The 15,245-nt window shown below is 53.8% G+C and carries 12 protein-coding genes; 7 read left to right on the top strand and 5 right to left on the bottom strand.

Annotation, left to right across the window (positions count from 1 at the left end; genetic code table 11):
• Positions 1-211 precede the first annotated feature (211 nt).
• On the bottom strand, positions 212-838 hold the full coding sequence (locus FFV09_RS15910) for an HhH-GPD family protein (RefSeq protein WP_141448739.1): 627 nt from the start codon (positions 836-838) through the stop codon (positions 212-214).
• A 454-nt stretch (positions 839-1,292) separates the two neighbouring features.
• Between FFV09_RS15910 and FFV09_RS15915 the strand changes: the two genes are divergently transcribed.
• Together FFV09_RS15915 and FFV09_RS15920 are read left to right on the top strand one after the other, a co-directional pair.
• Positions 1,293-1,619, top strand: a complete 327-nt coding sequence (locus tag FFV09_RS15915) for a nucleoside triphosphate pyrophosphohydrolase (RefSeq protein WP_141448740.1) — start codon at positions 1,293-1,295, stop codon at positions 1,617-1,619.
• Positions 1,603-4,041 (top strand): DEAD/DEAH box helicase family protein, encoded by a 2,439-nt coding sequence (locus FFV09_RS15920; RefSeq protein ID WP_141448741.1) that lies wholly within the window; start codon positions 1,603-1,605, stop codon positions 4,039-4,041. The genes FFV09_RS15915 and FFV09_RS15920 overlap by 17 nt, the downstream gene beginning before the upstream one ends.
• Before the next feature lie 886 nt (positions 4,042-4,927).
• Here the strand turns inward: FFV09_RS15920 and FFV09_RS15925 are convergent.
• The 4 genes from FFV09_RS15925 to FFV09_RS15940 form a co-directional block, all read right to left on the bottom strand.
• Entirely contained in the window at positions 4,928-5,440 is a 513-nt protein-coding gene (locus tag FFV09_RS15925) for a hypothetical protein (protein ID WP_141448742.1), read from the bottom strand.
• Positions 5,441-5,460: 20 nt separating this feature from the next.
• A complete protein-coding gene (locus FFV09_RS15930; RefSeq protein WP_141448743.1) occupies positions 5,461-5,835 on the bottom strand; it encodes a hypothetical protein in 375 nt (124 codons plus the stop codon).
• Positions 5,836-6,170: 335 nt separating this feature from the next.
• Complete coding sequence (locus FFV09_RS15935) at positions 6,171-7,400, bottom strand: FAD-dependent monooxygenase (RefSeq protein ID WP_141448744.1); 1,230 nt, start codon at positions 7,398-7,400, stop codon at positions 6,171-6,173.
• Between the two features lie 233 nt (positions 7,401-7,633).
• Positions 7,634-7,960 (bottom strand): hypothetical protein, encoded by a 327-nt coding sequence (locus tag FFV09_RS15940; protein WP_141448745.1) that lies wholly within the window; start codon positions 7,958-7,960, stop codon positions 7,634-7,636.
• A 309-nt stretch (positions 7,961-8,269) separates the two neighbouring features.
• Between FFV09_RS15940 and FFV09_RS15945 the strand changes: the two genes are divergently transcribed.
• The 5 genes from FFV09_RS15945 to nikC all read left to right on the top strand — a co-directional run bounded on the left by FFV09_RS15945 (position 8,270) and on the right by nikC (position 15,058).
• Entirely contained in the window at positions 8,270-9,475 is a 1,206-nt protein-coding gene (locus FFV09_RS15945) for an NAD(P)/FAD-dependent oxidoreductase (RefSeq protein ID WP_141448746.1), read from the top strand.
• A 298-nt stretch (positions 9,476-9,773) separates the two neighbouring features.
• Positions 9,774-10,013 (top strand): hypothetical protein, encoded by a 240-nt coding sequence (locus tag FFV09_RS15950; RefSeq protein ID WP_141448747.1) that lies wholly within the window; start codon positions 9,774-9,776, stop codon positions 10,011-10,013.
• Between the two features lie 1,284 nt (positions 10,014-11,297).
• Entirely contained in the window at positions 11,298-12,971 is a 1,674-nt protein-coding gene (locus FFV09_RS15955; RefSeq protein ID WP_141448748.1) for an ABC transporter substrate-binding protein, read from the top strand.
• Positions 12,972-13,134: 163 nt separating this feature from the next.
• Entirely contained in the window at positions 13,135-14,139 is a 1,005-nt protein-coding gene (locus FFV09_RS15960; protein WP_141448749.1) for an ABC transporter permease, read from the top strand.
• A 10-nt stretch (positions 14,140-14,149) separates the two neighbouring features.
• Positions 14,150-15,058 carry a nickel transporter permease gene (gene nikC / locus FFV09_RS15965; RefSeq protein ID WP_141448750.1) on the top strand — a complete coding sequence of 303 codons (909 nt, stop codon included), beginning with the start codon at positions 14,150-14,152 and terminating at the stop codon, positions 15,056-15,058.
• Positions 15,059-15,245 lie beyond the last annotated feature (187 nt).

Here is a 15,245-nt window from a genome sequence, read left to right on the forward strand (position 1 = left end):
TTAAGAAAAGCAGCCTTAAAATATTAAAAAATAAGAACAAACGTTCTTTATTGTGCCACATTTATAAAAGAATGTACGTTTTATTCGATTCAAGTACTACTTGCAAAATAAATAAGAAAAATGATTATTGAAATTAATTCTAATAAGATAGATGAGAATAATAAAGTTAATTAGACAATTGAGAGATAATTCAGCAAAGTAACAAAAAAATTTACTCTTTGTGAATTAGAATTTTTTTATTATAGTATGAGCAGTGTTCATTAAGCGGACATTGAGGCTTAATCATTGTACAAACTAATCCGGCAAAGTCTAGAACTGCCCAGTTGGCGATTCTATAATCAAAATCAAAAGTATAACGGTCTCTAATTTGCTCAGCCAAAACTTCATCAGTTCTAGGCCGAGGTTTTTCGGAAGACAAATTGAAATATCTCATAAATAACCTAATTACGTTTGTATCAATAGGAACTCTATTCTGATAATAACCGTAACACAGAACTGCATTGGCAATGTAATTTCCAACGCCTGGTAATTTTATTAAGTCTTCAAATGTATCTGGTATTTTTCCACCATAGTTTAAAAATACTTGATTAGCGGTTGATTTCATCCTCTTAGCACGATAGATTAAGCCAATAGGGCTAATTAAATCAATTAGCTTTGATTCTGAAGCCTCTGCTAATTCTTTTGCAGTTGGAAAGTCGCTTAGTAAAGAAAGGTAGGCTTCTTCTACTTTTCGAACATGAGTCTGCTGGAGTAAGAATTCGGCTATAAGTATCTCATAGGGATCTTTAGTATGGCACCACGGGTAATCTCTGTGATTTCTCTCAAACCACAGTTTCAAGGAATTCTAAAATAATGTAGTTTTTAAAGTAATACTATCTATATGAGTACCTCAGTTTTAAGTTATTTGGTAATGAAAATTAAAATCATGTTGATAAATATAATCAGAAGCCTTCTATAGTGTTCAATTAAAATTCAAGTTGAATAAAGAAGGTATGAATAATCATGAAAGAGAAGTTGTAAACTTTAAAGTTTGGAGTTTCATCATTTCTCCTCAAGATGTAGGTTACAATTTTGAGGCAACCATAGCAGACGTTTTAAGTTGGCTCTACGCGCCTTCAGAAAAGTAAGCTCAAGTCTTTGCATCAGTTATATGAAAGAGCGCTTAATGAAGGCATCGTGATATCAATAAAATTCAAATGAGTTTGTGTCTTGATGTTAATGGAGACGCAGACTTTTTTGATGTTTGATCAGTTGTTATACTAAAATCAACATGCATGAGAAAGGAATGTATCGTGAAAACCCACAACAAACTAATCCGAAACCTCATCCCTAATATCATCACTTCCACCGGCAAATCATCCACCACCCGCATCCTGGACGAAGCCGAATACGTCACCGAACTCCGCGCCAAACTTCGTGAGGAAGCCGACGAATACTTCGCCGCTTCCTCCGATGCAGAAGCGCTGGAAGAACTCGCCGATATGCTCGAAGTGATCCGCGCCCTCGCGGTCACGCACGGAGAAGATTCCGAGAAGTTGGAGCAGATACGCGCCGACAAAGCCGCCCAGCGCGGCGGGTTCGACGAGCGGATCTACCTGATCGATGTCCACGAATCTTAACGTCAAGCTCATCACCCGCAACCTGGGGGATGAGCTAATTGCGGGGATGCAGCATGCGACGGGGATCTATATCATGACGTCTTTTCTTATGCAGTCCGGGGTCAATCTGCTGGCGCCGCATCTGAAAAAGGCGCTGGATCGAGGGGCCGAGGTGAAGCTGCTGGCGGGGGATTATCTGTATATCACTCAGCCGGAAGGGCTGCAGAAGCTGCTGAGTATCGACGATCGGCTGGAAGCGCGGCTGTGGCGGAGCATGGGAACGTCGTTTCACCCCAAAGCGTATCTGTTCGACTACGAAAACGGGGAAGGGCTGCTGATCGTCGGCTCTTCCAATTTTTCGTTTTCGGCATTGAAGACAGGGTATGAATGGAATCTGGCGATGAACGCGCAGGCGGAGCCGTATACGTTCCGCAGTGCGATGGACCAGTTTATGGAGAATCTGTATCACGATACGACGCTGCCGCTGACGGAAGACACGATCTCGCTGTACGAAGAGGAGTATCTGCTCAATCACCGTAAAAATCCCGAACTGCAGCGGCAGATTATCGAGACGGAGGAAGCCGAAGCGGACATCGGGGACTGGCAGACTGAGGAGACGCCGGCAGAGGAGCCGCAGACAGATACGAAGATCCGGCCGCGGCCGGCTCAGGAGATGGCGCTGGAGGCGCTGACGGCGACGATCGAGGAAGAGTACGACCGCGCGATGGTGATTATGGCGACGGGACTCGGGAAAACGTATCTGGCCGCTTTTTTGGCGCAAAGGTATAAACGGGTTCTGTTCATCGCGCACCGGGAAGAGATTCTCAAGCAGGCGGTCCGCTCGTTCCAGCACGTCCTTCCGGAGCGCAGCCACGGCCTCTATAACGGGGAGAGCAAGGACAGCGATGCGGACTGCGTGTTTGCTTCGATCTATACACTGGGGATGAAAAAGCACCGGGAGACATTTGCGCCGGATGCTTTTGACCTGATCGTCATCGACGAGTTCCATCATGCGGCGGCGAGGTCTTACCAGTCGGTCATCGACTATTTCCAGCCGCAGTTCATGCTGGGTATCACGGCGACACCGGATCGGATGGACGGGCAGGACGTGTATGCGCTGTGCGGCGGGAACGTGGCTTACCGGATTCATTTTATCGAGGCGATTCGGCGGGAATGGCTGGCGCCTTTCCAATATTACGGCGTGCACGACGAGACGGACTATTCGGGCATTCGCTGGCTGGGCAGCCATTACGACGAAGAACAGCTGCTTGCAGCGCAGCTGCGGGAAGAATATGCGGAGCGCGTGTACGAAGCTTGGTTTAAAAGACGTCAGACGCGCACGATCGCGTTCTGTTCGTCGATCCAGCAGGCGGATTATTTGTCGGACTACTTCCGCACGCGCGGCAGCCGGACGCTCAGCCTGCATTCGCGCACCCGTGAGATGAGCCGGGACGAAGCGATCCGCAGACTGGACGCCGGAGAGCTGGAAGTGCTGTTCACCGTCGATCTGTTCAACGAAGGCACGGACATCCCGAGCGTCGATACGCTGCTGTTCGTCCGCCCGACCGAGTCGCTGACCGTGTTCACCCAGCAGGTGGGCCGCGGTCTGCGTCTGGCGGAAGGCAAATCGCACTGCGTTATTATCGATCTCATCGGCAACTACCGGAACGCGGACGTGAAGCTGGGTTTGTTTGCGGAGTATGACGAAGATTCGGATGGAAAAAACGGTCGTCTTACCACGGTTCCCACCGTACCGGACAGCTGCTCGATCCAACTGGAGACGGCGGTCGTCAACCTGCTGGAAGAACTGAGCCGCAAACGCGCGCCGCATCGGGAGAAGCTGCACCGCGACTTCCTTGATCTCAAAGGCGAGCTGGGCCGCATCCCGACTTATCTGGAGCTGCATTTGCAGGGGCGGTCCGTAAGCAAAGGGTATCGGGATGAGTTTGGGTCTTATGCAGGGTTCCTGAGCTGGGCGGGGATGCTGGATGATCGCGAGCAGCAGGTGTACGAGCGGTATGAAGCCTGGCTGCGCGACGTGGAAAAGACGGTCATGACGAAAAGCTACAAGATGGTCGTGCTGCTGTACATGCTGGAGCGCGGCGCGGATCGTTGGAACGAGCCGGTGACGGCCGAGGAAGCGGCAGCGTTTTTCCACGGGTATCTGACGGAGAAAGAATACCGCAAAGTGATCGACTTCAGCGACAAGGAATCCAAGCGGCTGTGGGACTGGAACGAGCAGACGCAAACGAAAGTGACAAAGCTGATCGCGGACATGCCGATGAGCAAATGGGCGGGTGCGAAAGGCAGTCAGACGGAGCTTGCGGATGGGGCGTTTGGGTTGGCTTTTGAAGTGGCGGAAGAGGATAAGGCGCTGCTGCACCGGTGGACGCGGGAGGTATGCGAGTATCGGCTGCATGTGCATTTTGAGCGGCGGACATGAATGCGTACATGAATTTTGTGAAATCGAATAAGATATAAAAAAGCTTGCCCCTTTGTATAAGGAAGGCAAGCTTTTCGTTTTTAAGTAAAAGTTACATCGACCAGGCTGCTTTGAGAATACGGTATTCAAAATAAGCGCGTTTGTTTTTATGCATGTATACGTAAGGCAGGTTATCGGGAGCGGAGACAAGTTTATACACGACAAGATCTGCATGAGTTTCATGACCTAAAGGTTCTAAGTCGCTGCTTGAAAAATCCCCAGTGTCGGCGTAAGCTAAAGTTTTGCTACTCCATTCAACTTTGGGAGCATCGGCCAGGGTACGTCGAACAATATTGATCGTATCGACATGGCCTGTGACCAAAACTGCAAATTCAATTACGCTATAAATGAGTAGGATCAAAAAATGAAATGAGAGCTTTTCTTGATCGACGCATAATCTTTCTGCTCTTTGGGGAACAGTAAATCGTGCGTTTCCAAATTTGTGGAGCGCAGCCGCGCTTCTACCAAGTGATTAAGATACCGAACCGCCTTGTCGATGGAAATCGCGTTTGGTATACTGACCGCTTAGTACCCAAAGTCGGCTATTCAAACGGCGAATATAGATCGAGGCAAAGAGTTTAGCCTATCACCTAGAGCTGTAACGGCTGCATGGCGTAGACGTCTATTTCACTGCCCCCTTATTCCTCCTAACAGCGTGGCTCAAAAAAGAAAGCAAAAGGTCTATTTCGGGAGTTTTCGTCAAAGGTCACGATAGTTTTATATTTACTAATATGTACTTAATTAAAAATATTAGATTCAAATTTATTAAATGCCAAAAGCCGTAACGCTGAGCAAAACGCAGTTACGGCTTTTGGCTACATATTGAACTAAACCATGTTGAGATTCTTCAGTCGCTTTTTACTTCTTCACTAGGCAATTTGGCGTATTCGATATAGTTTTTACTTAGATCTTGACGTATCTGTTCAATCTGAGAAAAAGATATTTCCTCTAAACTTGAGCTGAGATTTTGAAGGACTAATTCAAGCTGGTTATTTAAAAACTCTTGATCTTCATTCAATAGATCAGGATTTTCTATCATCAATCTTGAAATTTCAAGTTCTAACTCAGAAGAAAGGGAAGTTAAACGATCAAACACTTCTTCATTAGAATAATAAAGACCTGAATTTGCAAACCCTCGTGCCCTAGCTATATCTCCATAGATTTGAAAAGAAGGCACTCCTCCTTGATCCAAGGAGGTTTGTGCCAGTTCAATATTCCCTCTCCAGTCTTCATAGATTTTCACGCTGTTATTTGTCGTTTCTTTGTTCCAACTCGAGTAAAGCCATAGGGTGAAGGTCAAGAGCATCAAAAGCGCTACAATTGTAGCTATGCTTAAAATCTTCATTTTTTTATTATCCATTCTATCTCCTTAAATTATTTTTATACAGAGCCAGTCGTAAATGAAATAGAGTTCCACTCTGTATTATAAACTTTATTTTGCAGCTGGTTGTACGATGAATATTTAAATGTGACGGTATTGGTCGCATTTGTCCTTGCCCCTTGGCTCGTATCATACCCTATATTCCATATACCTGAATAACACTGACCAGTTCTATTCAAATAAGTATCTCCGTCTTTTATAAATTCTGAAACAGTTTTAGCATTTACACCAAGAAAAGTCAAACTTATATTTAAATCAGTTACAGTTGGAGGATTAAATTCTAATTCTGCGCTTACAACTGAATAACTTGCGGATAAACTGACCTTAACTTTTACGCTTCCAGATTTGCTCAATACAAGGATGCTTTTCTCCAAAACGCTATCTTATTCAATCAAGATCAACTCGTGAATACAGCTACGATCTCAAGACAGTTCAACAGCGTATACCTTTTGGCCAAAACAAAACCGTTATTCATTACGAATAACGGCAAGGTGGATTCGGTTCTATTGAATTATGAAGCTTACGCCGAACTTGTGGATAGAATCCAGCAGTTGGAGTCGGAAGTGTTGGATAACCGTTCTGATGAGGCTCGGAACAATCCTGAACAATTCGTAGACTTTAGCGAAGTTCGCCGAAGTTTCAAAGCTTGACATGACGCGGCACTTTAAAGCGAAATCTTATTTTTTGGCATGAAACTGAATCTATTCCCTTACACCTGCTGCACCAACCGAATCTCCGGCAAATCCTGCTGCTTCTTGGCGATCGGATTGAAGCGGGAAGCGACTTTGCGGACGGGGCCGAGGCTGGCGATCCGGATCAGGGTGTGGATGGTGCCGACGCCGGCTCTGGTTTTGGGATAAAACATTTTGGGCGCGCCGGGCGGCAGGTGTTGGGCTTTGTCGATCAGCGGGCGCATCCACTGTTCATACTGGTCCAGATAAGGCTGCAAATCGTTGGCGGATCGATCGGCGGAATCGGTCGGCGGCGGCGCTTGCGAGAGGAACGCGGCCAGCACGTATCCGCCGATCAGCGCAAGGGACGAGCCGCCGCCTCCGATCGGAGTGACGCACCAGGCGGCGTCGCCCATGACGCAGGTCCGGCCTTTTGACCAACGGGTCATCATAATCTGCGTCAAATAGTCGAAGTAGACGTCATGCGAAGTCTCGAAGCCGTCGACGACGCGCTGGGTCTGCCAGCCGGCACCTTCGAAGACGCGGCTCAGTTCGGCACGGGCCTGGTCGGGCGGCAGGGCGGCGAAGTTGCGGTCCTTGCTCGTAAAAGCAAGCATCGCGCGGATCGTGCCTTGATTGTCCGGGCGCAGCGACACCTGGCGCCGGTCTGGGGCGGTGTACCAGCGCCACCAGCGGTCGTCTTCGGCGGTGCGCGGGATCGTGCCGTAGGCGATGTTCAGCTCCAGTTCGCGCCGGGAGACGTCGCCCGCGAACACGTTGTCCCGCGTCTTCGACCGTACGCCTTCGGCGATGACGAGCAGGTCGTACGTTTCTTTTTTGCCGGACAGCAGTTCGACTTCGACGTTCTCTTCGCGGTTGTGCACGTGCTCGATCCGGTCGCCGTAGCGCACCGACACTTCGGGCGGGAGCGCCTCCAGAATGAGGCGGGCCAGATCTCCGCGCAGAATCTCCAACTCCGCGGTCAGGCCGTCGGTGCCGCGTACCGGAAAAGCGCCGACGGTGCGCCCTTTGTCGTCGACGAACGCGGTGCCTTCTTCGGTCGTCGTCTGAGCGCGGACCTGGTCTTCGAGGCCCATTTTGGCCAATACTTCGCGTCCCGAGCCGCGTACGTCGATGTTTTGCCCGCCGTCACGGAAAGCGTCGGCGCGTTCGAGCACGGTAACGGCCCAGCCGGCCCGGCTTAGCCAGAATGCCGCGCTGAGGCCGGCGATGCTTGCTCCGGATATGAGTGCTGTGCGTGTGTGCATGAAAGTTCTCCTCTCAAAGTTGGGCGTACGGATAGAATCAGAAGGATACGGCAGAATAGACAGAGAAGCAGATGTAGACACTTACCCGGCAGTGGGCGATTGAAACGGAGGGGCAGAGAGGGAGCGAAGGACTGCACTTCCCCTACGCAAAAAGCGTCCGCGCCGACCGATCGGGCAAACGCTGTGGGATCTGTTTTATAGGAAAAGATATCCGAGTGCAGCTTCTGTAACGCCTACTCCGCGTCTTCTTCGTCCTGCGCATAATCCGTGAACAGTTCGAGCGTCTCCAGCAGCATCGTCACGTCTCCGGATATGTTCATCAGCACGATCTGGTCGCCTTGCACGCCGGCACGTTCGTACTGCACGTCGGTCAGCAGATCGCTGTCAACGAGCTTCATCGAGAGGTGATCGGCGAGTTCTTCGGGAGTAAGGTTGGACACTTCGTCCAAGCCGACAGGAACAACGGCAGAGATGCGGTTATCCTGCTTGAAAGCCTGAATCTGTTCGAGAGTAAGAGGGAGGGTAATGACTTCCTGCATGGAACCGGGTGTAGTGGACATAAACGAGCGCTCCTTCTGGATAGGGGGTAGAAAGCGGATTGCGGGTAAAGCAGGCGTACAAACGGGAAAAGTGGAAAAGCTTGAGTCGATATGTAAGAAGTGTAAGAGAAGATAAACTCATTTTAGGTCTAGATACCTAATTATGACAGTACGTAATATGATATCTGCAAAAAAATATAATCGAAACACGGTAGATAGACCTGTTTGTGTCAAGGCGAATTCGGGATTATTCCCGGCGGGAGAGAAAGTGATAGAATGGGCAGAGTTCGAAACTTTTATTTTGGCAAGCGGTGAAAGGAATGGAATCTCATGAAAAAAATGATCGTCGTCGGCTCCGGCATTCTTGGCGCTTCGGCGGCTTATCACCTCTCGCGCTCGGCTGCGGACGTGCACGTGACGCTGATCGACGCGAAGCATCCAGGCCGGGCGACCGACGCGGCCGCCGGCATCATCTGTCCGTGGCTGTCGCAGCGGCGCAACCAGGCGTGGTACCGGCTCGCCAAGAGGGGCGCGCGCTATTACGCACAGCTGACGGAGGAGCTGCACCGTCTGGGCGAACACGACACGGGTTACGCCCGCGTCGGCGCGCTCAGCCTGCATACGGACCCGGCCAAGATCGAGCAGATGCGCAAAAGAGCCGAGCAGCGGCGCGAAGACGCCCCGGAGATCGGGGAGATCGAAGTGTTGGATAACGCGCGGGTGCGGGAGCTGTTTCCGCTACTCGGCGAAGGCTATCACGCCGTGCGCGTCAGCGGCGCGGCGCGGGTGGACGGACGCGCGCTGCGCGACGCGCTGATCTCGGCCGCGCGCCGGAACGGGGCGGAGGTCGTGGAAGGGGCTGCGGTGTTGGAGGTGGAGCGAGCGGAGCGCGGGGAGCATGCACAGCTTGATAAGCAGGAACGAGGTGGAGAATTCGCCGCAACGGATGCGGGAGGACGCGTCACCGGGGTTATCGTCGATGGCAGGCGGCTGCCCGCGGACGAGGTGATTGTGTGCGCGGGAGCTTGGGCGGGCGAACTGCTGCGTCCGCTCGGCGTGCATTTTCGCGTCACGTACCAGAAAGGGCAGATCCTGCATATGCAGATGCCGAACGAGCGGTCGAGCGGCCGGTGGCCGGTCGTCATTCCGCCGACGGATCAATATTTGCTGTCTTTTGAAGACGGCAAAATGGTCGTCGGCGCCACGCACGAGAACGGGGTGGAATTGTCCGATACCCGCGTGACGGCGGGCGGCGTGCACGAAGTGCTGAGCAAAGGGCTGGCGCTTGCGCCGGGCCTCGCGGACGGCGAGCCGGGCGAAGTGCGGGTCGGGTTTCGGCCGTTTACGCCGGGCTTTCTGCCCGTAATTGGGCGCGTTCCCGGCTGGGCGGGATTGATTACGGCGAACGGCCTCGGCGCTTCGGGGCTGACGATGGGGCCGTTTCTCGGCCGCCAGCTGGCGAAGCTTGCGCTTGGACTGGAGCCGGACCTGCCGCTGGACGATTACGCGGTGGAGAAGGCGCTGGGGGAAGGGTAGGCGAGCAAGGCCGGGGGTTGAGCAGGTCGAAGCAGGTAGTACAGGCCGGAAATAAGGCGCGGGCAAGCCGGGTGCGAGCCATACGCGGGCAGAGAGTAGGCCGGGCCATAAGTCCGGTGCAAGTGCAGTGCGAGCCATACGCGGGCGGAGAATGGGCCGGGTGAGTGTCGGGCGTTCGGGCTGAGGCCCGGATGCGGCAGCGAGGCTGTCGGCTGGACGGCAGAGAGCCGAACAAACCGTAACGAAACAGCCCTCCGAAGCGTTTATGGGAAAAAGACCCGTATAAGGAGGGCTTGCGATGAACCGACTATCTACCCAAAAACAGGCCAAACGCAATCTGATCATGACGGTCGTCATGACGCTTTTGATGTTCGTCGGGATCGGGTATCTGATCGTCGTCGAACGCTACGTCAGCCTGCTGATTTTTGTTCCGCTGCTTGGGATGAGTTTCTGGATGCTGCGCCGTCTTCGTGCGGAGCTGCGGGAAGATAGAGCGGAGAACGCGGAAGCGATAAAGCGGCAAGCGGGCGAACGGTGACAGCGGGGCGGCCGGGAGTTTGAGCGGAAAGTGGAAAGAAAAGGTGCAGAGTCCGAGGACGATGAAGGCGGGACATTGAGGGCTTCGGCGAAAGCGAAAAAAATGTACGGAGTCTGGCGAAAGGTACAGGCGAGGCGGCCAGGGGCATGGGCGAAATATGGGAAAGAGAGGCCGAAAGTTCGGGCGGACCTGCCGCAAGACGCTGCGATGGCGGTGGAGCCGGAGTGAGCGATTGATCGACAACGGCTGATCGAGGCAGCTGGGTGTACGTCATGATTTGCCCCTCCGCCGACGCTGCCAGATAGGCAAAATCGCGACATACTGGACGATTAACTGCCTGAAGACACTTATTTTTGCGGAAAAGCCGTCTGAATCGAAAATAACTGCGCAGATCCACTTATTTGGTCTGAAAAGAGGCTCCAAGTGCTTAGATGTGCAAAATAAGTGTTCTCTCGCAATTATTTGGTTGAAACGGACCTATGGAGGGAAATAAGTGCTCCCAGGCAGTTATTCGGGCGAGAATGGGCAGTGGAAGAGTGGAAGAGTGGAAGAGTGGAAGAGTGGAAGAGTGGAAGAGTGGAAGAGTGGAAGAGTACGAGAGTGCTAAAGTGAAAAAGTGCCAGAACGCGAGAATAGGCGAACAGGCGAACAGGCGAACAGGTGAACAGGTGAATGGATGTATGCGAGAATGGGCGAAAAGATGTCCTTAGCTCAGCGTGTAGAAAATGCTTTAGCCTGAACAGTACAGTAGAAAAACAAAAGACCGCAGTCCGGCTTCTTGCGAAGGGGCTGCGGTCTTTTTGTCGTTCAGCTGAAGCCGTTGAGATTGAATGGTCCGGTCGAAGCTGCATCTGTCCCCACAAAGCTCGCAGCAACGTAACATGCGATACAAAAGTATTAAGCATATTTTACTGTTTCAGGAAGTCGCGTTAATCCGGCAGAGAATCGGCAGAAAGAACGTTTGGGAAAAAGACGGCCTTTTCGCATCTTAATTAAACAGGTGTCAATTAAAAAATCTCTCAGAAAATTCCAAACGTTTCGATTGCGCTCTATATATGAAGAGATTTTTTTGCAAATTGTATCTCTTTGAGTCACTAAACTTTACATAAAGAAACTTATATCGAAAAATATATTGCGAATCGACCGCTGTTCATGTAAGTTAAATTCACTCGACGCGAAGCCGATGCTGGAAAAACGACTCCCTATACATAATAATTGTAAAATGGTGGGCTTGGCGGGCTGCGTGAACGGGCATAATGCGATCTTGAGGGGAGCTTACGGTTGATGAGAAAAAGAATGGGTTGGCTGTTTACTCTAATGTTGTCGCTGGCATTGATTTTGGCCGCTTGCGGAGGAGGCGGAAGCGGGACTTCCGAACCTGCGGCTTCTACGGAACCGGGCGAAGCGGCTTCGACCGAACCGGCTGCGGACCCTGCGGCCGGAGGCAGCGGCGGTACGCTGATCGTGGGCCGCGGCGGCGATTCGGCCGCTTTGGACCCCGCGATCGTGACCGACGGCGAATCGCTGAAGATCGCGCAGCAGGTGTTCGATCCGCTGCTCGCTTACAAAGCGGGCACGACGGAAGTCGAACCGGCGCTCGCGGAGAGCTGGGAAATTTCCGACGACGGCCTGAAGTACACGTTCAAGCTGCGCGAAGGCGTCAAATTCCATGACGGCACCGACTTCAATGCCGACGCGGTCGTGTTCAACTTTACCCGTTGGAACGATCCGGAGAGCAAGTTCAAGTTCGAAGGCGACTCGTTCGACTACTACGATTCGATGTTCGGTCCGGCCGAAGCGCGCGTCATCAAGAGCGTAACGGCTTCTGACGCTTCGACGGTCGTGTTCGAACTGAACCAGCCGCAGGCGCCGTTCCTCCAGAACCTGGCAATGCCTCCGTTCTCGATCGCAAGTCCGGCCGCTGTCGAGAAATCGGGCGCCGATTTCAAAGCGAACCCGGTCGGAACCGGCCCGTTCGTGTTCAAGGAATGGAAGAGAAGCGATTCCATCACGCTTGAGAAGAACCCGGACTACTGGCAGGAAGGTCTGCCGAAGGTCGATTCGGTCATCGTGCGTTCGATTCCGGACAACACGGCCCGCTTCAACGCTTTGCAGAACGACGAGATCGACATGATGGAAGATCTCAGCCCGGACGACCTGGCGACGCTCGAAAGCAATCCGAACCTGCAAAAGTTCAACCGTCCTCCGTTCAACGTGGCGTACCTCGGCTTCAACGTCACGAAGAAGCCGTTCGACGATCCGAAAGTCCGGATCGCGCTCAGCCACGCGGTCGACAAGCAGGGCATCGTCGACGCCTTCTTCGCGGGACAGGCCGAACCGGCCAAGAACCCGATTCCGCCGTCCCTGTGGGGCTATAACGACAGCATCGAAGATTATCCTTACGACCTCGAACAAGCCAAGAAGCTGCTGGCTGACGCTGGCTACGCGAACGGCATCGAACAGCCGCTGACGTTCTACGCGATGCCGGTATCCCGTCCGTACATGCCGGACGGCCGCAAAGTCGCCGAAGTCATTCAGGCGAGCTTCGCGCAGATCGGCGTGACGGTCAATATCGAATCGCCGGAATGGGCCACGTACCTGGACGATCTGAGCAAAGGCGAGAAAGACGACCTGTTCATCATCGGCTGGACGGGCGACAACGGCGACCCGGACAACTTCTTCTACCCGCTGCTCGACAAAGACTCTATCGGCGGCAACAACTACAGCCAATACGCAAGCGAACCGCTGCACGAACTGCTCGTCAAAGCGCAGCAGGAGACGGATCAGGCGGAGCGCACGAAGCTGTACGAAGAAGCCCAGGTCGTCATTCACGACGACGCGCCGTGGGTGCCGCTCGTGCACTCTACGCCGCTGCTGGCCGCTTCCACAAAAGTGCAGGGTTACGTGCCGTCGCCGACGGGTTCGGAACCGTACGCGGAAATCTCGATCCAACAATAAGCTTCAATAAAAGCCAAGCTTCAACCAAGCCTCAATAGAAGCCTGGCCAAACCCAAGCTTCACCGAACCAAGCGAAGACCGGGGCTGATCGTGCCCGGTCTTCGTTTCTGCCGGGGCTTCCCCTACGATCGACCCATACCAAACCGACGGCGGGTGATGGACAGTGAATTCTTATATTTTGAAACGGCTTCTTGTACTGATTCCGGTCCTGCTGGGCATGACGCTTATCGTCTTCTCGATCATTCATGCCATTCCGGGCGATCCGGCGGACACCATTCTCGGGGAAAAAGCGACCGAGCAGTCCAAGCAGGCGCTGCGCGACCAACTGGGGCTCGACAAGCCGTGGCTGCAGCAGTATTTCAGCTATCTGGGCGATCTGCTGAGCGGCGATCTGGGCAACTCGATCCGCACGCGGGCGCCGATCTCCGAAGAGATCGTGCCGTATCTTGCGGCGACGTTCGAACTGACGATGGCCAGCATGCTGTTCGCGGTGCTGTTCGGCGTCAATGCCGGCATCATCAGCGCCTGGAAACACAATTCGTGGTTCGATTACGTCTGCATGCTTATCGCGCTGCTCGGCGTGTCGATGCCGGTGTTCTGGCTCGGCCTGATGGAGCAGTGGATCTTCGCCAACGAGCTGCATTGGCTGCCGTCCAGCGGACGGATGAACGCGCGCGACCCGATGGAAGCCGTCACCGGCTTCTACGTGCTCGACGCGATTATCCAGGGGCAGTTCGCCCAGCTGTGGACGGTGTTCAAGCATCTGGTGCTGCCGGCGATCGCGCTCGGCACGATCCCGATGGCCGTAATCGCGCGCATGACCCGCTCCAGCATGCTGGAAGTGATGCAGCTCGATTACGTGCGTACCGCGCGTGCCAAAGGGCTGTCGCAGTTCGCGGTCGTCTACCGGCACGCGCTCAAAAACTCGTTTATCCCCGTGCTGACGGTGATCGGCATCCAGACGGGCGCGCTGCTCGGCGGCGCCGTGCTGACAGAGACCATCTTCGCCTGGCCGGGCGTGGGACGCTACATTTTCGAAGCGATCAGCAACCGGGATTACCCGGTTATCCAGTCCGGCATCCTGATCGTCGCTATCATCTTCGTCTTGATCAATCTGCTGGTGGATCTGCTGTACGTCGTGTTCGATCCGCGCATCCAGTACAAATAGGGGGCTTACCATGAGCGACGCATTCCTCAAGGCCGATTATCGGCCGTCCGCCGATACGTTGGACAAGAAAGCGCAGCCGGGCCCCTGGCGGGACGCGGCCCGGTCTTTTACACGCAATAAAACGGCCGTCGTCGGCCTCTGCCTCGTCTTGTTCTTCGTCCTGCTGGCGCTGATCGCTCCGCTGATCATGCCTTACGACTACAAGGCGCAGGTACTGACGGATCGGCTGAAGCCGCCGTCCGGCGATCACTGGTTCGGCACCGACGATCTCGGCCGGGACATCTTCAGCCGCGTCATCTACGGCGCGCGCATCTCGCTGCTGGTCGGACTGCTGTCCGTCGTCGGCTCGATCGTGGTCGGTACGCTGCTCGGCATTATCGCGGGCTTTTACGGCAAATGGGTGGACATGCTTATCTCGCGCGTGTTCGATATTCTGCTCGCGTTCCCGGGTATCCTGCTCGCGATCGCGATCGTGGCCATTCTCGGACCTTCGCTGCAAAACGCGCTGTATGCGATCGCGATCGTCAACGTCCCGACGTACGGGCGGCTCGTCCGCTCCCGGGTGCTGTCGCTGCGGCAGGAAGAGTTCATCACGGCGGCCCGGGCGCTCGGCGCGAACGACGGGCGCATCCTGTTCAGGCATATCCTGCCGAACAGCTTGACGCCGATCATCGTGCAGGGCACGCTCGGCGTCGCTACCGCGATCATCGAAGCGGCCGGACTCGGCTTCCTCGGGCTCGGCGCCCAGCCGCCGGACCCGGAATGGGGCAAGATGCTGTCCGACTCGCGGCAGTTTATCCAGACCGCGCCGTGGACCGTCATTTTCCCCGGCCTTTGCATCCTGCTCACCTCGCTCGGCTTCAACCTGATGGGCGACGGGCTGCGCGATACGTTCGATCCGAAGATGAAAGGGCGCTAAGCCAAATCCGGCGTCATGGCGCAGCAGGCCGAACCGTTCAACCGTATGAAGCAGGCAAAAAAGACCGTTCGGAGCGAGGCACAAAGCTCCGGACGGTTTTTTTGTCGATTTCGGGAGACCAAAGCTTAGGCGGCAAAAGCGCCAAAGCGTACGATCCGCGTAACAAAGCCGGGAGAACCGGGGGAAG

Source organism: Saccharibacillus brassicae, assembly GCF_006542275.1.
GTDB classification, from domain to species: Bacteria; Bacillota; Bacilli; order Paenibacillales; family Paenibacillaceae; genus Saccharibacillus; species Saccharibacillus brassicae.